At 72.9% G+C, this 19,434-nt stretch carries 20 protein-coding genes; 5 read left to right on the plus strand and 15 right to left on the minus strand.

Annotation, left to right across the window (positions count from 1 at the left end):
- Positions 1–3: 3 nt before the first annotated feature.
- The 4 genes from ACWEFJ_RS25640 to ACWEFJ_RS25655 form a co-directional block, all read right to left on the minus strand.
- Positions 4–876, minus strand: a complete 873-nt coding sequence (locus ACWEFJ_RS25640) for an LppU/SCO3897 family protein (RefSeq protein WP_449715302.1) — start codon at positions 874–876, stop codon at positions 4–6.
- Between the two features lie 64 nt (positions 877–940).
- Entirely contained in the window at positions 941–1,408 is a 468-nt protein-coding gene (locus ACWEFJ_RS25645) for an LppU/SCO3897 family protein (RefSeq protein ID WP_378083686.1), read from the minus strand.
- A 56-nt stretch (positions 1,409–1,464) separates the two neighbouring features.
- Entirely contained in the window at positions 1,465–2,391 is a 927-nt protein-coding gene (locus ACWEFJ_RS25650) for an LppU/SCO3897 family protein (protein ID WP_449715303.1), read from the minus strand.
- Positions 2,392–2,473: 82 nt separating this feature from the next.
- On the minus strand, positions 2,474–3,094 hold the full coding sequence (locus ACWEFJ_RS25655; RefSeq protein WP_378083691.1) for an LppU/SCO3897 family protein: 621 nt from the start codon (positions 3,092–3,094) through the stop codon (positions 2,474–2,476).
- A 214-nt stretch (positions 3,095–3,308) separates the two neighbouring features.
- On the opposite strand from ACWEFJ_RS25655, the gene ACWEFJ_RS25660 reads away from it, so the two are divergent.
- Positions 3,309–4,970 (plus strand): DNA repair helicase XPB, encoded by a 1,662-nt coding sequence (locus ACWEFJ_RS25660; protein ID WP_378083692.1) that lies wholly within the window; start codon positions 3,309–3,311, stop codon positions 4,968–4,970.
- On the opposite strand, the gene ACWEFJ_RS25665 is transcribed toward ACWEFJ_RS25660, so the two are convergent.
- Positions 4,938–5,168: a hypothetical protein gene (locus ACWEFJ_RS25665; protein ID WP_449715304.1), complete on the minus strand. Its 231-nt coding sequence runs from the start codon at positions 5,166–5,168 to the stop codon at positions 4,938–4,940. The two genes, ACWEFJ_RS25660 and ACWEFJ_RS25665, sit on opposite strands and share 33 nt — an antisense overlap.
- A gap of 122 nt (positions 5,169–5,290) precedes the next feature.
- Here ACWEFJ_RS25665 and ACWEFJ_RS25670 point away from each other — a divergent pair, with 122 nt between their 5' ends.
- Genes ACWEFJ_RS25670 through ACWEFJ_RS25680 form a run of 3 tightly spaced genes read left to right on the plus strand, consistent with a single transcriptional unit; the run spans position 5,291 to position 7,350 of the window.
- Complete coding sequence (locus ACWEFJ_RS25670) at positions 5,291–6,160, plus strand: helix-turn-helix domain-containing protein (RefSeq protein ID WP_449715305.1); 870 nt, start codon at positions 5,291–5,293, stop codon at positions 6,158–6,160.
- Positions 6,157–6,384: a DUF397 domain-containing protein gene (locus ACWEFJ_RS25675; protein ID WP_449715306.1), complete on the plus strand. Its 228-nt coding sequence runs from the start codon at positions 6,157–6,159 to the stop codon at positions 6,382–6,384. Before ACWEFJ_RS25670 ends, ACWEFJ_RS25675 begins: the two co-directional genes overlap by 4 nt.
- A 24-nt stretch (positions 6,385–6,408) precedes the next feature.
- Entirely contained in the window at positions 6,409–7,350 is a 942-nt protein-coding gene (locus tag ACWEFJ_RS25680; RefSeq protein ID WP_449715307.1) for an o-succinylbenzoate synthase, read from the plus strand.
- 219 nt (positions 7,351–7,569) lie between these two features.
- Here the strand turns inward: ACWEFJ_RS25680 and ACWEFJ_RS25685 are convergent, their stop codons facing one another.
- On the minus strand, positions 7,570–8,226 hold the full coding sequence (locus ACWEFJ_RS25685; RefSeq protein WP_378083702.1) for a DUF433 domain-containing protein: 657 nt from the start codon (positions 8,224–8,226) through the stop codon (positions 7,570–7,572).
- A 359-nt stretch (positions 8,227–8,585) separates the two neighbouring features.
- Between ACWEFJ_RS25685 and ACWEFJ_RS25690 the strand changes: the two genes are divergently transcribed.
- A complete protein-coding gene (locus ACWEFJ_RS25690; protein WP_449715308.1) occupies positions 8,586–9,830 on the plus strand; it encodes a hypothetical protein in 1,245 nt (414 codons plus the stop codon).
- A gap of 30 nt (positions 9,831–9,860) precedes the next feature.
- Here the strand turns inward: ACWEFJ_RS25690 and ACWEFJ_RS25695 are convergent, their stop codons facing one another.
- The 9 genes from ACWEFJ_RS25695 to ACWEFJ_RS25735 form a co-directional block, all read right to left on the minus strand.
- The gene (locus tag ACWEFJ_RS25695) at positions 9,861–10,961 is read right to left on the minus strand and encodes a CapA family protein (RefSeq protein ID WP_378083814.1); all 1,101 of its coding nucleotides are present in this window, start codon (positions 10,959–10,961) and stop codon (positions 9,861–9,863) included.
- Positions 10,958–11,608, minus strand: a complete 651-nt coding sequence (locus tag ACWEFJ_RS25700; protein WP_378083706.1) for an SRPBCC family protein — start codon at positions 11,606–11,608, stop codon at positions 10,958–10,960. Before ACWEFJ_RS25700 ends, ACWEFJ_RS25695 begins: the two co-directional genes overlap by 4 nt.
- Positions 11,605–12,459 (minus strand): FAD binding domain-containing protein, encoded by an 855-nt coding sequence (locus ACWEFJ_RS25705; protein ID WP_378083708.1) that lies wholly within the window; start codon positions 12,457–12,459, stop codon positions 11,605–11,607. Before ACWEFJ_RS25705 ends, ACWEFJ_RS25700 begins: the two co-directional genes overlap by 4 nt.
- On the minus strand, positions 12,456–14,915 hold the full coding sequence (locus ACWEFJ_RS25710) for a xanthine dehydrogenase family protein molybdopterin-binding subunit (RefSeq protein ID WP_378083711.1): 2,460 nt from the start codon (positions 14,913–14,915) through the stop codon (positions 12,456–12,458). Before ACWEFJ_RS25710 ends, ACWEFJ_RS25705 begins: the two co-directional genes overlap by 4 nt.
- A complete protein-coding gene (locus ACWEFJ_RS25715) occupies positions 14,912–15,391 on the minus strand; it encodes a (2Fe-2S)-binding protein (RefSeq protein ID WP_378083714.1) in 480 nt (159 codons plus the stop codon). Before ACWEFJ_RS25715 ends, ACWEFJ_RS25710 begins: the two co-directional genes overlap by 4 nt.
- 69 nt (positions 15,392–15,460) lie before the next feature.
- Positions 15,461–16,567 carry an XdhC family protein gene (locus ACWEFJ_RS25720; protein WP_449715309.1) on the minus strand — a complete coding sequence of 369 codons (1,107 nt, stop codon included), beginning with the start codon at positions 16,565–16,567 and terminating at the stop codon, positions 15,461–15,463.
- Positions 16,560–17,645, minus strand: a complete 1,086-nt coding sequence (locus tag ACWEFJ_RS25725; protein WP_449715310.1) for a vWA domain-containing protein — start codon at positions 17,643–17,645, stop codon at positions 16,560–16,562. The genes ACWEFJ_RS25720 and ACWEFJ_RS25725 overlap by 8 nt, the downstream gene beginning before the upstream one ends.
- Positions 17,642–18,520 carry an AAA family ATPase gene (locus ACWEFJ_RS25730; protein ID WP_449715311.1) on the minus strand — a complete coding sequence of 293 codons (879 nt, stop codon included), beginning with the start codon at positions 18,518–18,520 and terminating at the stop codon, positions 17,642–17,644. The genes ACWEFJ_RS25725 and ACWEFJ_RS25730 overlap by 4 nt, the downstream gene beginning before the upstream one ends.
- On the minus strand, positions 18,517–19,410 hold the full coding sequence (locus ACWEFJ_RS25735) for an AraC family transcriptional regulator (protein WP_449715312.1): 894 nt from the start codon (positions 19,408–19,410) through the stop codon (positions 18,517–18,519). Before ACWEFJ_RS25735 ends, ACWEFJ_RS25730 begins: the two co-directional genes overlap by 4 nt.
- Between the last annotated feature and the right edge of the window lie 24 nt (positions 19,411–19,434).

Genomic DNA, 19,434 nt, shown 5'->3' on the forward strand with positions numbered 1-19,434 from the left:
GATTCAGGCTTCGGTCAGGCAGATCGTCGTAGCGGGCTGTGAGTAAACGGACACGGTGTCGCCGCTCTCGCACTCGTTCTCGTCCGCGCGGCCGGTGACGACCTTGCCCACCTTGTAGGTCGCGCCCGAATCGCAGGCGACCTTGGTCGTTTTGGCGGCCACAATCGAGCCCTCCTGCTTGAAGCAGTCGCCCTCGGCGGCGTTGAGCATCAGGCACAGCTTGAAGCCGTTGCTGCGCCGTCCGCCGCTGTCGGTGTACTCGGCGTAGTCGCCGTCCGGGCAGGAGTCGGTGCTGCTGTCCAGGTTGGCGGCCACCTTGAACGCGGCCTCGCCGGAGGAGCAGTCGATCTTCTCCACGTCGGCGTCCGTGACGCTGGCCGAGATCACCTTGATGCAGTCGCCCGCCTCCGCGCCCGCGGGGCCGGTGACGTTGGCGATGATGCCCGCGACGACCACGCCCACGATGCCCAGCGCGACCACGGCGACCAGGGCCTTCGCGCCGCGGGACGTGCCCTTGGCGGGCGGCGGGAACTGCTGCGGGTAACCGGGCTGACCGGGCTGGCCCGGCGCGGCGTACTGGCCCGGCGCGGCGTACTGGCCCGGTGCGCCGTACTGGCCCGGCTGCGGGTACTGGGGCTGCGGGTACTGGGGCTGCGGGTACTGGGGCTGGGCGTACTGCGGCGGTTGGCCCTGGTAGCCGGGCATGGGCTGGTACTGACCCGGCGGGTACGGCTGGCCGGGGTACGGTTGGCCGGGGGCCGGGAAGCCCTGCGGCGACGACGGCGAACCCCAGCCCGGCTGCTGGGGTGGCGGGAACCCCTGCGGCCCGTCGGGGGTGGGCTGGCCTGGGGTCGGCTGGTTGGGGGGCGTGGTCACCTGGTGTTCCTCTCGATTCCGGCGAGCGGAACCTACCCCCGGGCACGGCGCGGGCGCACCGGTTTCAGCCCATGTCGGTGGCGGGGACCAGGCAGAACGTGACGGGCGGCTCGGGGTAGGTCAGCTTCTGCCCCTTCGCGCACTCGACGGGCTCGCGGGCCACGCCCGCCACCCGGACGGCCTGGGCCGTGGTGCAGTCGACCTTGCGCATCCCGGCCGTGCGGTCGCCCAGGTAGCAGGAGCCCTCCACGAAGTTGGGGATCAGGCACAGCGTGGCCGAGCGGGTGAAGACCGTGTACGGCGCGCCGCCGCGCGGGCACTGCGAGGCGTCGTCCACCACCTTGGCCACGCGCACGTTGGCCTGCTCGGAGGCGCAGTCGAGCGCCCGGTAGGCAGCGCCCTCGTCGGCCCGTTCGAGGTGCGCGCACACGCCCGGCTCGGGACCGTCGGGGCCGCCGCCGATCAGCGTGACCGCGAACGCGCCCGCCACCACGAGCGCGACCGCGCCGACCACCAACCTGATCTTCCGCATGGTCCAGGACATCGGCACGGCCGCGCGCCGGGTTGAGCGCTGTCACCCGGCAGGGGTCACATCTCGGCCGGTTCGAGGCAGTACGTGACGGCCGGCTCGGGGTAGGACATGCCCGCGCCGTCCGGGCACGCCTCCAGGTCGGTGGAGCCCTTGACGACCTTGGTCACCTTGATGGTCTCCGGGCCGGTGCACGGGGTCTTGACGAAGCCGGTGCCCTCGTCGGGCTTGTAGCAGCCGCCCTCGGTCATGTTGGGCAGGAGGCAGAGCTTGTGGTTGTCGCCGACCGGGACGATCTCGGTGTAGAGCCCTTCCTCCGGGCAGGCGGCGTCGGCCGCGTCGAGGAGCTTGCCGACCTGGAAGGACGCCTCGTCGGAGGCGCAGTCGTGGGACTCGACCTTGGCGCGGTCGTCACCCTCGGAGGTGACGCTGACGCAGTCGCCGACCTCGGCGCGGGAGTCGCCGGTCAGGCGGTACACGCCGTAGGCCGCGATGCCGATCAGGAGCAGGACCAGCACCGCGATGAGCACCTTCCGCCCGGTGCCGCCGGCGCCCGGCCGGTCCCCGCCACCGTCCGCCGACGCGCCGGAGGGCTGCCGGCCGGCGACGGGGTCGGCGTCGGCGGAGGCCGATCCGGCGGGCGACTCGTCCTGGACCGGGCCCGGTGCGGCGGCCGGGTCGGAGGCGGGGACGGGGCGTGCGCCCGGCACGGCGGTCGGGCCGGCGGGAGTGGTCGGTTCGTTGCCCGGCACCGGGCGTTCCCGAGCGCCGGCGCCCGGCTCGGGCGTCAGGTCGGGGCCGGCGTCCGGGGAGCCGGAGGCGAGCCCGGACGACGCCGGGCTGGAGAGCCGCCGCTCCTGCGCCGACGCGGCGGCCTCCTCGGCGGCGGCGATGCGCTCGGCATCGGCGGGCGGCACGTCGGGCCGGGCGGAGGGGTCGCCCCCGGTCGGCACGTCGTCGGCGGGTCGACTCGGCTCGTTGCTCATGATCAATCCTCGCTGGACGGGTGCGCGTGGTGTCCAAAAGGTAGCGCCACGCGCACCCGCGAGCGGATCAGGGAACGACGCGTCAGGCGTTCTCGGCGGGCGCGAAGCAGAACGTCGTCTTCGGCTCCGGGAACAGCAGCGGCACGGCGTCGGTGCAGGCGCTCTCGTCCGCGCTGCCCTTGACCAGCTTGGTCAGCTTGTAGACGCCGGGCTTGCCGCAGTCGACGGCCGGGTAGCCCATCTGCGTGGTGTCCTCGACGTCGTAGCAGCTGCCCTCGACCAGGTTCGGCACCAGGCAGACCTTGGTGTCGGGGCCGCGGCGGGCCGTCTCGGTGTACTCGTCGTAGTTCTCACCGCACGACTCGTTGAGCTTGAGCACCTTGCCGATGGTGTAGTTCGCCTCGGCCGCGCCGCAGTCCACGGTCTTGAAGTCGGGGTTGCTGTTGGTGCCGGTGAGGCTGGCGCAGTCGCCCGCCTTGGACTGGGCCGCGTCGCTGGTGAAGTAGTTGATGCCGTAGACCACGACACCCGCCACGACCAGGCCGATCACCGCAGTCAGGATGCGCGCGAGGATGCCCTTCTTCTTCGGCGCGGGCGGAATCTGACCGGGCTGCGGCGCGTTCTGGTACTGCGGGGCGGGAGCGCCCTGGTACTGCGGGCCGTTCTGGTACTGCGGGGCGGACGCGGGCATGTCCGTGCTCATGAGGTGGACCTTCTTCATCGGGGAAGCCCCTGATGCATCCGCGCGTAGGGTCGCGTGGCGGGGCGCAGGGACGCTATCCGCTGCGCCACACGGCCGTACCCGGCTTTACCGAACCGAGTCCGTAAGCGTTGGGTTGACCCCCGCGTACCGTCCGCTACCGACTTGCACGCGGTATGCACACTTGAAGGACACCAAGCGACAGGAGCGCGCACCAGTGACCGACGGCCCTCTGATCGTCCAGTCGGACAAGACCCTGCTCCTGGAGGTCGAGCACCCGCTGTCGGACGACGCGCGCACCGCCATCGCGCCGTTCGCCGAGCTGGAACGCGCCCCCGAGCACGTCCACACCTACCGCATCACGCCGCTGGCGCTGTGGAACGCCCGGGCCGCGGGCCACGACGCCGAGCAGGTGGTCGACGCGCTCGTCCGCTACTCCCGCTACCCCGTGCCGCAGCCGCTGCTGGTGGACGTGGTCGACACGATGGGCCGGTTCGGCCGGCTCCAGCTCGCCAACCACCCGGCGCACGGCCTGGTGCTGAACTCGCTGGACCGCGCGGTGCTGGAGGAGGTGCTCCGGCACAAGAAGGTCAAGCCGATGCTCGGCGCGCGGGTCGACGAGGACACCGTCGTGGTGCACCCCAGCGAACGCGGCCGGCTCAAGCAGCTGCTGCTCAAGATCGGCTGGCCGGCGGAGGACCTGGCCGGGTACGTGGACGGCGAGGCGCACCCGATCGACCTGGTCGAGGACGGCTGGCAGCTGCGCGACTACCAGCGGCTGGCGGCGCAGGCGTTCTGGGCGGGCGGCTCGGGCGTGGTCGTGCTGCCGTGCGGCGCGGGCAAGACGCTGGTCGGCGCGGCGGCGATGGCCGAGGCGGGGGCCACCACGTTGATCCTGGTCACGAACACCGTGGCCGGTCGGCAGTGGAAGCGCGAGCTGGTGGCGCGGACGTCGTTGACCGAGGACGAGATCGGCGAGTACTCCGGCGAGCGCAAGGAGATCCGGCCGGTCACCATCGCGACCTACCAGGTGATCACCCGCAAGTCGAAGGGCGAGTACAAGCACCTGGAGCTGTTCGACTCGCGGGACTGGGGCCTGATCGTCTACGACGAGGTGCACCTGCTGCCCGCGCCGGTGTTCCGGATGACCGCCGACCTCCAGTCGCGGCGACGGCTGGGGCTGACCGCGACGCTGGTGCGCGAGGACGGCCAGGAGGGCGACGTGTTCTCGCTGATCGGCCCCAAGCGGTACGACGTGCCGTGGCGGGACATCGAGGCGCAGGGCTGGATCGCGCCCGCCGAGTGCACCGAGGTCCGGGTGACGCTGACCGACAACGAGCGGCTGGAGTACGCCACGGCCGAGCCGGAGGAGCGCTACAAGCTGTGCTCCACGGCGCGGACGAAGCTGCCGGTGGTCAAGGCCATCCTCGACCGGCACCCGGACGAGCCGACGCTGGTCATCGGCGCGTACCTGGACCAGCTGGAGTCGCTGGGCGAGGCGCTGGACGCGCCGGTCATCCAGGGCTCGACCAAGAACAAGGAGCGCGAGGCCCTGTTCGACCGGTTCCGGCGCGGCGAGCTGCGGACGCTGGTGGTGTCGAAGGTGGCGAACTTCTCCATCGACCTGCCCGAGGCGTCGGTGGCCGTGCAGGTGTCGGGCACGTTCGGGTCGCGGCAGGAGGAGGCGCAGCGGCTCGGCCGGTTGCTGCGGCCCAAGGGCGACGGGCGGCAGGCGCACTTCTACTCGGTCGTGTCGCGGGACACGCTGGACACCGACTACGCCGCCCACCGCCAGCGGTTCCTCGCGGAGCAGGGCTACGCGTACCGGATCGTGGACGCCGACGACCTACTCGGCCCCCGGCTCCCCGACCTCGGCTGACCGGATTTGGTCGAGCGCTCGCCGGAAGTGCTCGACCACCTTCTCCAGGCCGGCCTCGGTGACGACCATGCTCAGCTCGCCGCCGCGCCGGCCGCTGAAGGTGACCTGCACCTCGTCGCCGACCACCTCCGACTCGATCGAGCACTGCTCCTCGACCCGGACCCACGAGTCGACCGCGATTCCACCGTTCGTGAACACGCTGAATCCCCTTCCCGCGACGGCGGCTGGAGTATCTTTCCAGGATCTGGATGCCCAGTTTGGAGCACACTACAAGCGAGTGCACTCTGAATGGGATCGCTCAAGCGAGTGAAAGGTTCACCGTGGTCGCGTCCTCCACCAGCCCGACCGTGCTCAAGCGCTGGGTCGCCTTCGAACTGCGCAAGCTCCGCGAGGACGCCGGCATCAGCCGGGACGAGGCGGCGAAGTCGATCAAGGGCAGCGTGCAGAACATCGGGCACATCGAGACGGCGCGGTCGCTGCCCAAGCCGTTGGAGCTGGAGCGGCTGCTGGAGCTGTACGGCGTGCCGGAGCGGTCGGAGTTCTTCCTGGAGCTGCGGACGCGTGCCAAGAAGGGCCGCGACTGGTGGATCGGGTTCGACGAGTCCACGGTGCCCGAGTACTTCAAGCTGTTCCTCGGCCTGGAGTCGTCGGCGGTGAAGATCGAGAGCTGGGACGCCATCGTCGTGCCCGGCCTGTTCCAGACCCCCGACTACGCCCGCGCCATCATCCGCGACGGCGATCCGAGCCTGTCGAACACGGAGGTGGCGCGCCGGGTCGAGCTGCGCATCGCGCGGCAGGAGGAAGTGCTCGACCAGGAGGACGCGCCGCAGGTGTGGGCGGTGATCTCCGAGGCCGCGCTGCGCCTGGAGGTCGGCGGCCGGGATGTCCTGAAGGCCCAGCTGGCGCACCTGCTGGAGCGGCGGGAGGACCCGAACGTCGAGATGCAGGTACTCCCCGCCTCCGCCGGTGCGCATACTGGAACCGAGGGTCCGTTCACCGTGCTGACCTTTCCCTCGGAGGTGGCACATGATCCCGGCTGCGTCTACACCGAGACCCGCGTCAGGGGCATCTACTACGAAGATCCCGCGCAGGTGTCGGCCTACCGCGATGTGTTGACCCGCTTGCGGGTCCGCGCGGACAAGCCGGAACACTTCCCCGGCTGGGTCAGGAAGACTATGAAGGATTTGTGATCGACGTGGAGTTCCAGTGGCGGAAGTCGTCCTACAGCGAGTCGGCGAACGGCTGCGTCGAGGTCGGCTGGCGCAAGTCGTCCTACAGCCAGGCTCAGAACGGCTGCGTCGAGGTCGGGTCCTCCCCTGGCCTGGTCGGCGTGCGCGACTCGAAGCTGGGTGACCGGAGCCCGGTGTTGACGTTCAGCCGGCGGGCGTTCGCGGCGTTCCTCGCGGCTCGCTGAGCAGGCCCGCCCTAAGCTTCCCCGGTGCTCGTCTACTCGATCCCGATGCGCAACCGGTTCCGCGGCATCACGGTGCGCGAAGGCGTGCTGCTGGAAGGGCCTGCGGGGTGGGGTGAGTTCTGCCCGTTCCTCGACTACTCAGACGACGAGTGCGCGCCCTGGCTGGCGTGCGCGGTGGAGGCCGTCGAACGGGGTTGGCCTGCGCCGGTCCGGTCGCGGATCCCGGTCAACTGCACGGTTCCCGTCGTCTCCCCGGAACGCGCGCACGACATCGTCGCCCGCTCCGGCTGCGCCACGGCCAAGGTGAAGGTCGCCGATCCCGGCACGCCGCTCGCCGACGACCTGGCCCGTGTCGAGGCGGTGCGGGACGCGCTCGGTCCGTCCGGCGCGATCCGGGTCGACGCGAACATGGCCTGGGACGTCGACACGGCGGTCGCGGCGATCCGCGAGCTGGACCGCGCGGCGGGTGGGCTGGAGTACGTCGAGCAGCCGTGCCCGTCGATCGAGGAGCTGGCGGCGGTGCGGCGGCGGGTGGACGTGCGGATCGCGGCGGACGAGTCGATCCGGCGGGCGGAGGACCCGTTGAAGGTGGCGGTGGCGGGCGCGGCGGACGTGGCGGTGATCAAGGTCGCGCCGCTGGGCGGGGTGCGGCGGGCGTTGGCCGTGGCGGAGGCGTGCGGGCTGCCGTGCGTGGTGTCGTCGGCGGTGGAGACCTCGGTCGGCATGGCGGCCGGGCTGGCGCTGGCCGCCGCGCTGCCGGAGCTGGACTTCGCGTGCGGGCTGGCCACGCTGTCGCTGATGGACGGCGACGTGACCACCGACTCCCTGCTGCCGGTGGACGGCCACCTCCCCGTGCCCGCGCACGCCCCGAAACCGGACCGCTTCGCCGACTTCGCCGCCGACCCCACCACCACCGCCCGCTGGCTGGCCCGCCTGGAGCGCGTCCGGGCGGTGCTGGACCGGTGACCGGTGCGGCTCAAGGCCAGGTACGCCGGATCCCGGACTCCCCGACCGCGTAGATGGCCGGTCCGCCCCTTCCGACCGCGTGGTCGACAACCGACCGGGCGCGTTGGAGGCGAACGATCATCTCCTCACGGCGGAGTTGCTGGTTGTTCAAGTAGAAGAGAGCGGCGGAGTGCGCCACCAGGGGCGCGCCCGCGTCCCAGGCCGCGGTCGAGGAAGAACTCAAGCGGCGACACGCTGCGCGGCCCGACAGATCGCCTCGACCTGCTCCGGGGCCAGGTCGTACTCGTACGCGACGTCCTTCAGCGAATCACCCGCCAACCACATCTCGACGATCGCGTCGACCGGCACCCGGTTCTCCTGGGTGACCGGTGCGCCGTGCCCGAACCTCGGGTCGATGACCACCGGTGCGTTGTCCGGGTACTGCCGCAACCTCAACGAGGAGGCGAACTCGTCGTCCGCGTCCCACGAGATGTACCGGAGGTAACCGTCGAGCACCTCTCTGATCGGACGCTGCTGGTCCCCGACCCGGGCCAGGTCGCCGTCGGCGTAGTCGAGGAAGATGTCGACACCGTCCGTGACGATCTTCTTCGTGGCCAGTCCGTAGGCGGTGCCGAACTCCCGTCGCACCGCGGCCGCCGCGTCCCTGATCTTCCGCTTCGTGAGGCCGAGATCGCGAAGCGACCGCAGGACGTACGCCTCGACCACGGCCACGAACGGCACCGTCGGCCAACCGCGGCGCTCCGGCGGCACCCGGTGCACCAGGGGTGCGCCGCCTGCCTCCTCGGCCAACCAGTGGTTCAGCGTCCGCTGCGGGATGAGGAGGTGCCGGGCGGTCTCCTTCGCGGTCAGCACCGGGTCGCGGAACCTGTCGAGCACCACATCACCCCCTCGCCGGCTTCCAGGGGTCCGATCCTACGACCGCCCCGGCGGGGCGTGCCCCGGGAACTCGCCGCCCGGAGGGGTGGTCGCGTCCCGGCGGTTCGTCCGACTGCGGCACGAAGGTCGGGTCCGGGAACACGGTGGGGCCGACGATGCGATCACGCTCGTACATCGCGCGTACCGCCGCCGACCCCACCACCACCGCCCGCCGGCTGGCCCGCCTGGAGCGCGTGCGCGACGTGCGGTGACGGCTCCGGCCTGCCCACGGGGGCAGACTTGCGGGCAGGCACGGGGGAAGGAGCGGGTCCGGACGTACGCTGGGCCGCCGATCCCCCCACCGCCACGGAGGCACCGCCATGTCCGTAGACGCCGCGCACGGGTCCACCGCGAGGACGTTGCACTCGCTGCTCATGGACACCGGGAACCTGTCCAAGATCCTCACCCCGGAGGAAGTGCAGGTCTGGGCCGGGCTGGCCGAGTTCTTACGGAAGTCCTTCGAGGGGTTCGTCGCCACGACCGACCGCAAGACGTTGGCAGACACCACCGCGGACCTCTGCACGGCCTACTACGCGCACAACAAGCCCATGTGGTTCAAGGAGAGCGACTACGCCCGGCAAACCGACGGGCTCTCGGAAGCCGTCATCGGGTTCCTCGAGACGTTCATGGTGCGCAACGGGCAGTGGGACTACCTGCGCAACCAGGACTGGTTCACGGACAACCAGTACGTCGTCGCCGTGGAGGCGAACTACTACCCGGACCGGACCGGGTCGAACGAGCGCCCGGCGTTCCACAAGGACAGCGCCGGCATCAACGTCTTCGCGAACCTGATCTTCGCCAACACAAGGCCGATGGAGGCGACCGAGTGGTTCGCCGACCTGGAGGAGCCGAGCGCGAAGCGGGCGCAGTGGCAGCAGCGCAACGTCCCCGCCGGCTACCTCAAGGACCTGGCCGTCGCCCGTGAGGCGCTGCGCGGCAAGGACACCGGTCCGGTGAGCGGCGGGGTCACCGGGAAGGAGTACACCTACGTCTCGTGGGTGGACGACCTGGTCTGGCACTCGACCCCGGCCCCGAGGCGGCGGGTCCCGTTCACCGTCGAGGACGCGCAACGCGCCTACCCGGTGCTGGTCCGGACCTTCGCCGGCGACTTCGGGTACGTCGACCGGAAGTTGGAGATCACGGTGCTGGGCGCCGAGCTGGCCAGGTCCTTCGCCGACGACCCGGAGACCCTCCTGCACGAGTGGGCGACGCGGAACAAGCAGCCGGTCCGCGACCTGGAGTCCGCCAAGAACGCGTGGGCCGCGGTGTACCAGGGCAACGGAGGCAAGGCGCGGTTCGACCAGGACGTGGAGACCCGCGGCCGGAAGACCTGGCGCATCACCGGTGGGTACGCCATCGCCAACTCGCAGGACCCGAACCTGCCCGGCAGCGAAACGCTCCTCGAAACGCCCGCCGGCCTGTCCAACCGCGAGCGGTCCAACAGCCTGGACGAGAACCGGCAGACCCTGGAGGCGGTGCGCGGGGACAACGTCGGGGTCCCGCGCTCGTTCATCCGGACGTGGGTGCGGCTGGTGCGCCACAACAGCACGGAGCTGACGACCTGACGGGAGCCGCCGCCCACCCCGGACCCGGCGTCAGGGGTGGGCGATGGGCGCGCCGAGGCTGCGCACGACGCCGTCGGTGCGGTCGAGGGCTTCGGTGCGGCGCGGGTTGGCGGGCACCCGGGTCAGGTCCACGACGCGGATCGGCGGGCCGAACTCGACCAGCGTCGGGATGTACGACGCCTCTCGGGCGGTCCAGCCGGACGGTCCCTTCACGAACGTGAAGCGGGTGACGATGCCCTCCTCGGTGATGCCGCGCGGCTCGGAGTGGCGGGCCACCTCGTTGCCCATGCCGTAGACGACCCACTTGCCGCCGATCTGCTCGATCGGCTGCACGGCGTGCACGTGCGTGCCGATGATCAGGTCCACGGCCGGGTCGGCGAGCAGCGCCCTGGCCATCTCGCGCTGCTCCGGCGTCGCCTCGTGCTGGTACTCGTTGCCCCAGTGCAGGCTGGCGACGACGACCTCCGCGCCGGCCTCCTTCGCCGCCCGCGCCGCCGCCAGCACGCCGTCGACCGAGAGCTGGTTCGCCATCCACGGCTGGGGCAGCGGGATGCCGTTGAACCCGTAGGTGAACGCGATGTGCCCGACCTTCACGCCCTTCACGTCGAGCAGCAGCGGTGTGGCGGACTCCTCGGGCGTGCGGAACGAGCCGGTGTGCTTCAGCCCGGCGGCGTCCATCGCGTCCAGCGTGGTCCTGATCGCGGGCGCGCCGCGGTCGAGGGTGTGGTTGGAGGCGGTGGAGCAGCTGTCGTAGCCGATGTCCTTCAGCGCCGACGCCACCTCGGGCGGCGCGCTGAACGCCGGGTAGCCGTAGGTGGGCGCGCCGGGCGCGGACAGCGGCGTCTCCAGGTGGCAGATCGACACGTCGGCGTCGACGGCGTCCCGGAGCCCTTCCAGCAGCGGCACGAAGTTGCGCGCGCCGTCGGCGTCGGCCTGCTCGGTCAGGGCGGGGTGGATCAGGATGTCGCCGCCCGCGGCGAGGGTGAACGACGGGGGCTCCGGCTCGGCCGACGTGGTCGTGGCGGTCGGCTGGCGCGCGGACGTGATCACCACCGGCGAGCCCGTGCACGCGGCCAGCAGGCACAGGCAGGCGGCCAGCCCGAGGACCGGCCGCCCGCCGCGGGCGTTCAGCGGTGCCGCCCGCGGAGCCTGCGCACGAGCAGCGCCACGGCCAGCAGCGCGGCCGCGACCGGCAGCACCCGCTTGAGCACGGGCACGCCGGCGGTGCCGACCAGGTCGATCGGCTGGTCCGGCACGGCGCGCAGGTGCGGCGTGCCGGCGGTCCGGGTGGTGGTCTGGGCGGCGGTCCGGGTGGGAGTCACCTCCTCAGCTTCCGCCGGCGCGAGCCGCGTCGCCAGGCATTCGGCGAACTCGGCGATGATCCGGCCGCTGACCTCGCTGATCAGACCCCGGCCGAGCTGGGCGGGCCGACCGGTGACGTTGAGGTCGGTGACCACGGACACGTCCGTGCCCGCGCCGGCCGAGGTCAGCGCCACGGACACGGTCGCGGACGCGGTGCCGTTGCCCCTGGTGTCCTTGCCGGACGCCTTGAGCACGGCCGCGCGCACGCGTTCGTCGACCGACGTGAACTCGCCGGTCCCCTTGTAGAGCAGCGTGACCGGCCCGAGCTTCACCTTCACGGTGCCGGTGAACTTCCGCCCGTCGACGCCGGTGAGGGTGGCCCCCGGCATGCACGGGGCCACCTTCTCCGGGTCGAGCAGCGCCTCCCACACGTCCGGCACGGGCGCGGGCACGGTGAACCGGTGTTCGAGCTTCATGCGCTCACCGCGGCGGTCACCGCCCGTTCGGTGAGCACGCGGGCGAGGTGCGACCGGTACTCGGCGTCGGCGTTGCCGTCGCTGGGCGGGTCGGTCCCCTCGGCGGCGCGGGTGGCGGCGGAGGTGATCGCCTCGGCCGTCGCGGGCTGCCCGACCAGCGCCTCCTCCACGGCGCGGGCCCGCACCGGGGTGGGTCCCATGTTGGTCAGGCCGACCCGGGCGGCGGCGATCCGGCCGTCGACCACGCGCACGGCGGCGGCCACGGCCACGATCGACCAGGCCTGGGCGACCCGGTTGAACTTCTCGTAGTGCGCGCCCCAGCCGCTGAGCTTGGGCACCTTGACGTGGGTGAGCAGTTCGTCGGGGGCGAGCGCGGTGGTGAAGTAGTCGACGAAGAACTCGGCCGCCGGCACCTCGCGCGTGCCGTCCGGACCGGCGCACACCATCACCGCGTCCAGCGCCAGCGCGGGCGCGAGCAGGTCGCCGGCCGGGTCGGCGTGGGCGAGCGACCCGCCGAACGTGCCGCGGTGCCGCACCTGCGGGTCGGCCACGGTGTCGGTGGCCAGGCGCAGCAGCCGGGCGTGCTCGCGCACCAGCGGGTCGCGCTGCACCTCGTGGTGCGTGGTCATCGCGCCGATGCGCAGCGAGTCGCCCTCGTCGTGCACGCCGACGAGTTCGGTCAGCCCGGACAGGTCGATCACGGCGGTGGGCGCGGCCAGCCGCATCCGCAGCACCGGGATGAGGCTCTGGCCGCCGGCGAGCACCTTGGCGTCCTCGCCGGCCTCGGCCAGGGCGCGCACGGCCTCGGCCACCGAGGTGGGCGCGACGTAGTCGAACGGGGCCGGGATCACCGGGCACCTCCCCTGGCGTCGGTGGAGTCGAGCGAACCGAGGCCGCCGCCCGCGCCGGGCGTGGCGGGCACGTCCGCGGTGGCGCCGCGGTGGATCGCCTTCCACACCCGCATCGGGGTGCACGGCATCTCGACGTCGGTCACGCCCAGGTGCCGCACGGCGTCCACGACCGCGTTGACCACGGCGGGCGTGGAGGCGATCGTGCCCGCCTCGCCGACGCCCTTCACGCCGAGCGGGTTGCTGGTCGCGGGCGTCTCGGTGCGGTCGGTGGTGAAGTGGGGCAGGTCCGCCGCGGACGGCAGCAGGTAGTCGGCGAACGTGGCGGTGGTGAGCGTGCCGCTCTCGTCGTGCACCGCCTCCTCGAAGAGGGCCTGCGCGATGCCCTGCGCCAGGCCGCCGTGCACCTGGCCCTCGACGATCAGCGGGTTGACCACCTTGCCGACGTCGTCCACGCACACGTACGAGCGGATCTTCACCGCGCCGGTCGCGGTGTCGACCTCGACCGCGCACAGGTGCGTGCCGTGCGGGTAGGAGAAGTTGTCCGGGTCGAACGTGGCCTCGGCGTCCAGGCCGGGTTCCACCCCGTCGGGCAGGTCGTGCGCGACGTGCGCGGCGACCACCACGTCCGCCAGCGCCATGGTCGTGGACGTGCCGCGCACGGAGAACGCGCCGTCGGCGAACTCGACGTCGTCCTCGCCGACCTCCATGAGGTGCGCGGCGATCGTGCGGGCCTTGGCCAGCACCTTGTCGGCGGCCAGCACCACCGCCACGCCGCCGACGGCCAGGGACCGGGAGCCGTAGCTGTCCATGCCGCGGTGCGCGACGCGGGTGTCGCCGTGCAGCACCTCGACGTCCTCGAAGGGCACGCCGAGCCGGTCGGCGACGATCTGGCTCCACGCCGTCACGTGGCCCTGGCCGTGCGGCGACGTGCCGGTGATCAGCTCGACCTTGCCGGTGGGCAGCATGCGGATCGCCGCGTGCTCCCAGCCGCCGGCCGCGTAGCGCAGCGCGCCGAGCACGCGGGACGGGGCGAGCCCGCACATCTCGGTGTAGGTGGAGATGCCGATGCCGAGCTGCACCGGGTCGCCGGCGGCGCGGCGCGCGGCCTGCTCGGCGCGCATCCCGTCGTAGTCGAACAGCTCCTTGGCGCGGGCGGTGGCGGCCTCGTAGTGGCCCGAGTCGTAGGTCAGGCCGGCGACGGTGGTGAACGGGAACTCGTCGTGCCGGATCCAGTTCTTCTCGCGCAGCTCCAGCGGGTCCATGCCCAGTTCGGCGGCCAGCTCGTCCATGATCCGCTCGATGGCGAACGTGGCCTCGGGCCGGCCCGCGCCCCGGTAGGCGTCGGTGGGCACCTTGTTCGTGAACACGTTCGTGCAGGTGAACCGGTACGCCTGGAACTTGTAGATGGCGTTGAACATGAACGCGCCCAGGATCGGCACGCCCGACGAGATGAGCCGCAGGTACGCGCCCATGTCGGCGAGCAGGTCCACCTTGAGGCCGGTGACGGTGCCGTCGCGGCGGGCCGCGATCGTGATGCGCTGCACCTGGTCGCGGCCGTGGTGCGCGGACAGCATCGACTCGGTGCGGGTCTCGGTCCACTTGACCGGTTTGCCGAGGCGGCGCGCGACCAGCAGGGTCAGCACCTCCTCGGGCGTGACCTGGAGCTTGCCGCCGAAGCCGCCGCCGACGTCCGGGGCGATGACCCGGATCTGCTGCTCGGGGATGCCGAGCACGGCGGACAGCATCCACCGCAGGATGTGCGGGACCTGCGTGGACGACCACAGCGTCACCGAGCCGGGCGACGGGTCGACCACGACCGAGCGGGGTTCCATGAACGCCGGGATGAGGCGCTGCTGGCGGAACGTGCGCTCGACGACCACCTCGGCCTCGGCGATCACCCGGTCGACGTCGGACCCGGTGCCCGCCTCGGCCGAGTCGTACACCCAGGTCGCGCTCTTGTTCGTGCCCAGTTCGGGGTGCACGAGGTCGGCGTCGTCCTCGACGGCCTTCACCATGTCCAGCACGACCGGCAGGTCCTCGTAGTCGACGTCGATCGCGGCGAGCGCGTCGTGCGCCTCGGCCGCGGTGCGGGCCACGACCACCGCGACCGCCTCGCCGGCGAAGTTGACCCGGTCCACGGCCAGCGACGGCGCGGGCGGCGCGAGCATGTCCTCGGTGATCGGCCACGCGCACGGCAGGCTGCCCTGCTCGTCGGCCAGGTCCTGACCGGTGAGCACGACGAGCACGCCGGGCATCCGCACGGCCTCGGACACGTCGATCGAGACGATCCGGGCGTGCGCGACGGGGCTGCGCAGCACGGCCAGGTGCAGCATGCCGCCGAGCTGGAGGTTGTCGGTCCAGCGGGTGGCGCCGGTGATGAGCCGGGCGTCCTCCTTGCGCCGGCGGGGCCTGCCCACCTCGCGGGCGTCGGCCCCGGGTTCGGCGGTGGCGGTCATTCGGCACCCCCCGCGAGGGTGGTCCGCCGGGCGGCGTCGCGCACGGCGCGGACGATGTTCTGGTAGCCGGTGCAGCGGCAGAGGTTGCCCTCCAGGCCGTGCCGCACCTCGTCCTCGTCGGGGTCGGGGTTGTCCCCGAGCAGGTCGATGGCCTGCATGATCATGCCGGGGGTGCAGAACCCGCACTGGAGCGCGTGGTTCTCGTGGAACGCCTGCTGGACGGGGTGCAGCTCGCCGTCGCGGGCCAGTCCTTCGATCGTGGTGACCTCGCGGCCGTCGGCCTGCACCGCGAGGACGGAGCAGGACTTCACGCTGCGCCCGTCGAGGTGCACCGTGCACGCGCCGCAGTTGCTGGTGTCGCAGCCCACGACGGTGCCGGTCTTGCCGAGTCGTTCGCGGAGGTGGTGGACCAGCAGGGTGCGCGGTTCCACCTCGTCGCTGTAGGCCACGCCGTCGACGGTGACCGTGATCCGCATGAACCCTCCAAGTGTGGTGGTGATGGGGGCCACACCGAGCCTGCTCGTCGTTGTCGCGTCAAACAACCCTCACTTGTGGATGGCCCCGTCGGTGCTGGTCAGGCGGTCACCTCCCCCGCCCCAGCGCAGGGCGATGATCTCGGCCGCGATCGACACCGCCGTCTCCTCGGGGGTGCGCGCGCCGAGGTCCAGGCCGATCGGGGACGCGAGGCGGGCCAGTTCGTCCTCGGTGACGCCCGCCTCGCGCAGCCGGCGCAGCCGGTCGTCGTGGGTGCGGCGGGAGCCCATCGCGCCGACGTAGCCGATCTTGAGCCGCAGCGCGACCTCCAGCAGCGGCACGTCGAACTTGGGGTCGTGGGTGAGCACGGCGACCACGGTCCGCTCGTCCACCAGGCCCGCCTCGGCCTGGGCGGCGAGGTAGCGGTGGGGCCAGTCCACGACCACCTCGGCGGCGTCGGGGAACCGGCTCTTGGTCGCGAACACGGGACGCGCGTCGCACACCGTGACGTGGTAGCCGAGGAACGCGCCGAGCCGGGCGACGGCGGCGGCGAAGTCGATCGCGCCGAACACCAGCATCCGGGGCGGCGGCTCGAACGAGTTCACGAACACCGCCATGCCCTCGCCGCGGCGCTGCCCGTCCGGGCCGTAGCGCAGGGTGCCGCTGCGGCCGGTGGCGAGCAGGCCGCGGGCGTCGTCGGTGATCGCGTCGCGGGCCCGCGCCGACGGCAGGTCGCCCGCGGCGCGGTCGGGCCAGACGACGACGCGCCGGCCCACCCACTCGGGGTGTTCCACGACCGTGGCGACGGCCACCGGCTCCTGCGCCCGCACCGACTCCAGCACCTCGGGCAGCTCGGGGAACGTGGCGCGGCTGACCGCCTCCACGTAGACGTCGATGATGCCGCCGCAGGTCAGGCCGACCGCGAACGCGTCGTCGTCGCTCACCCCGTACCGCTGGAGCACGGGCTCGCCGGAGCCGACGACCTCCCGTGCCAGCTCGTACACCGCGCCCTCGACGCAGCCGCCGGAGACGCTGCCGACGACGGCGCCGTCCGCGCCGACCAGCATCGCCGCGCCGGGCGGGCGGGGCGCGGAGCTGAACGTGGCGACGACCGTGCCGACGCCGACGGTCTCCCCCCGGTCCACGCGTTCGACCAGGTCGGCCAGGACATCACGCAAGTCGGACCTCCTCCAGCAGGGCGTGCAGGGTGTCGAGGCTGTGCCCGGCGAGCAGCCGGTCCAGGTGCGGCAGGGCGGCGACGATGCCGGACTGCACCGGCTGGTAGCCGTCGTGGCCGGCGTGCGGGTTGACCCAGACGACCTTGTGCGCGAGGCGGCGCAGCCGGGCCGCCTGCTCGGCGAGCAGCGCGGTGTCGCCGCGTTCCCAACCGTCCGAGCAGATGACGACGACGGCCCGGCGGGCCGCGCCGCGCTGCCCCCAGCGGTCCAGGAAGACCTTGATCGTCTCGCCGAGCCGGGTGCCGCCCTCGAAGTCGGGGACGGCGCGGGCGGCGGCGGCCAGCGCCTGCTCGGGGTCGCGGTGGCGGAGCTGGCGGGTGACGCGGGTCAGGCGGGTGCCGAGCGTGCAGACCTCGACGGGCATGCGACGGGCCACGACGTGCGCGAAGCGCAGGAGGGCGTCGGCGTAGGGCTTCATCGAGCCGGACACGTCGATCAGCAGCACGACCTTGCGCGGCCGGGTGGCGCGGCGGCGGTGGCGGGGCCGGGTCGGCTCGCCGGTGGCCAGCATGTCCCGGAGCGTGCGGCGCGGGTCCAGCACGCCCCGGCGGGCGGGGGTGCGGCGCAGCGCGCGCCGGGTGGGCGGCACGGGGTCGAGCGCGGCGAGCAGCTCGTCGAGGTGCCGCTTCTCGGCGGGGCTGAGGCCGGCGATGTCCCGGTGCCGGAGGACCTCGACGTCACCGGCGGCGACCTTGAGCACCTCGGACCGCCGCCCGCCCGTCCCGTCCCCGCCGCCGAGCGCGGCGAGCCGTCCGGGCTGCCGCGCGCGTGCCGCGGGCGACCGCCACCCCACCCCGCCGAACCAGGCCGCGAACGCCGCGTCGTAGCGGGGCAGGTCGTCGGGCTCGCCGCACAGCGTGACGCGGCCCGCCCAGTACACGTCCTCGGGCCGGGCGAGGTCGAGCAGCCCGACCGCGGCGACGAACGCGTGCACCCTCTCGGGCCCGCACGCCACGCCACCGTGCCGCAGCGCGCGGGCGAAACCCACGAGCCCGGTGGACGCCCCGGCTCCCGTCATCTCCCGATTGTGCCTTCGGCCACCCCGTCCAGCACACCGGCCGAAAGGGCGCGGCGGGCGTCCTCCCGGTACTTCAGCACCGCGCCGAGCGTGATCGCCGCCGTCTCCGCGTCCAGCTCGGCGCGGCCCAGGGTGAGCAGGGCCTCGGCCCAGTCCAGGGATTCCGCGACGCCCGGCGGTTTCAGCAGGTCCAGCTCCCGCAGCCGGCGCACGGCCGAGGCGACCTGGTGCGCCAGGCGCTCGGTGACGCCGGGCAGCCGGCGGCGCAGGATGGCGACCTCGCGGGGCAGGTCGGGGTGCTCCAGCCAGTGGTAGAGGCAGCGGCGCTTGAGGGCGTCGTGCACCTCGCGGGTGCGGTTGGAGGTGAGGACGACCAGCGGTGGCGTGGTCGCCGCGACGCGGCCCAGTTCGGGGATCGTGACGGCGTTCTCGGCCAGGATCTCCAGCAGGAACGCCTCGAACTCGTCGTCGGCCCGGTCGACCTCGTCCACGAGCAGCACGCACGGCGCGTCCTCCAGCGCCCGCAGGAGCGGGCGGGCGAGCAGGAACCGGCGCGTGTAGAGGGACGCCTCGGCCTGCCCGGCGTCCACCGGGCCGGCCGCTTCGAGCGCGCGCAGGTGCAGCAGCTGCCTCGGGAAGTCCCAGTCGTAGAGGGCCTGCGTGGCGTCGATGCCCTCGTGGCACTGGAGGCGGATCAGGGGCAGGTCGAGGGCTCGGGCGAGGGCGACCGCGAGGGACGTCTTGCCGGTGCCCGGCTCGCCCTCGCAGAACAGCGGGCGGTGCATCCGCAGGGCCAGGTAGGCGGCGGTGGCGATGCCCCGGTCGGGCAGGTAGCCGACCCGGTCCAGCCGTTCGGCGAGGTCGTCTGGCGTCACGTCCCCGAGCCTAGGCGGCGGTAGCGGCCCGGCGCGGCGCCGTGGGCGCGCTTGAACGCGGCGGCGAACGCGAACTCCGAGGTGTAGCCGACGCGGCCGGCGATGGCGGCGAGCGGCGCGTCCGTGTCGCGCAGCAGCCGCGCGGCGGTGGTCATGCGCCACCACGTCAGGTAGGCGATCGGGGGTTGGCCGACCAGGGCGGTGAAGCGCTTGGCGAACGGGGCGCGCGACAGGCCGGACGCGGCGGCCAGGGCCGCGACCGTCCACGGGTGCGCGGGGTCGCGGTGCATGTGGTGCAACGCGGTGCCGACGACGGGGTCGGTGAGGGCGGCGGCCCAGCCGGTGGTGTGCTCCCGACCGCTGAACCAGGCCCGCAGCAGGTAGAGCAGGAGGGTGTCGAGCAGGGCCGGGACGAGGGCGTCCGAACCCGGCCGCGGGCGTTCCAGCTCGGCGGCGAGGAGGGTCGCGGCGGCGCGCGGCTCCGGGCCGGACACGAGCACGGTGTCGGGCAGGTCGCGCAGCAGCGGGTGGACGTCCGCCGGCTCGTACGCGCCGCACACCGTGACGGTGGTCGGGTCTGCGGGCACGGGGTGGTCGGCGGCGAAGCCCGGGGCGTTCGGGTCGCACGCCTCGCCGGCCGGCGGGGTGGTGGGGCTGTCCGCGAGCACGTGCCCCCGGCCGTCGGGCAGGAACACGACGTCGCCGGCGCGCAGCGCGACCGGCTCGGCGTGGTCGCGCAGCAGCCAGCACGTGCCCTCCAGCACGACCTGGAACCCCGACGCGCCGGGCACCGGCGCGAACCGCTGTGCCCACGGCGCCTCCCACGCCACCCGCGCGGCGACGGGCCGCCCGGTGCGCATCACCGTGATCACGTCGCTCAGCACGTCCACGAAGACGATTGAACATGATCGCGG

It is taken from the genome of Actinosynnema sp. NPDC004786, from assembly GCF_053601135.1.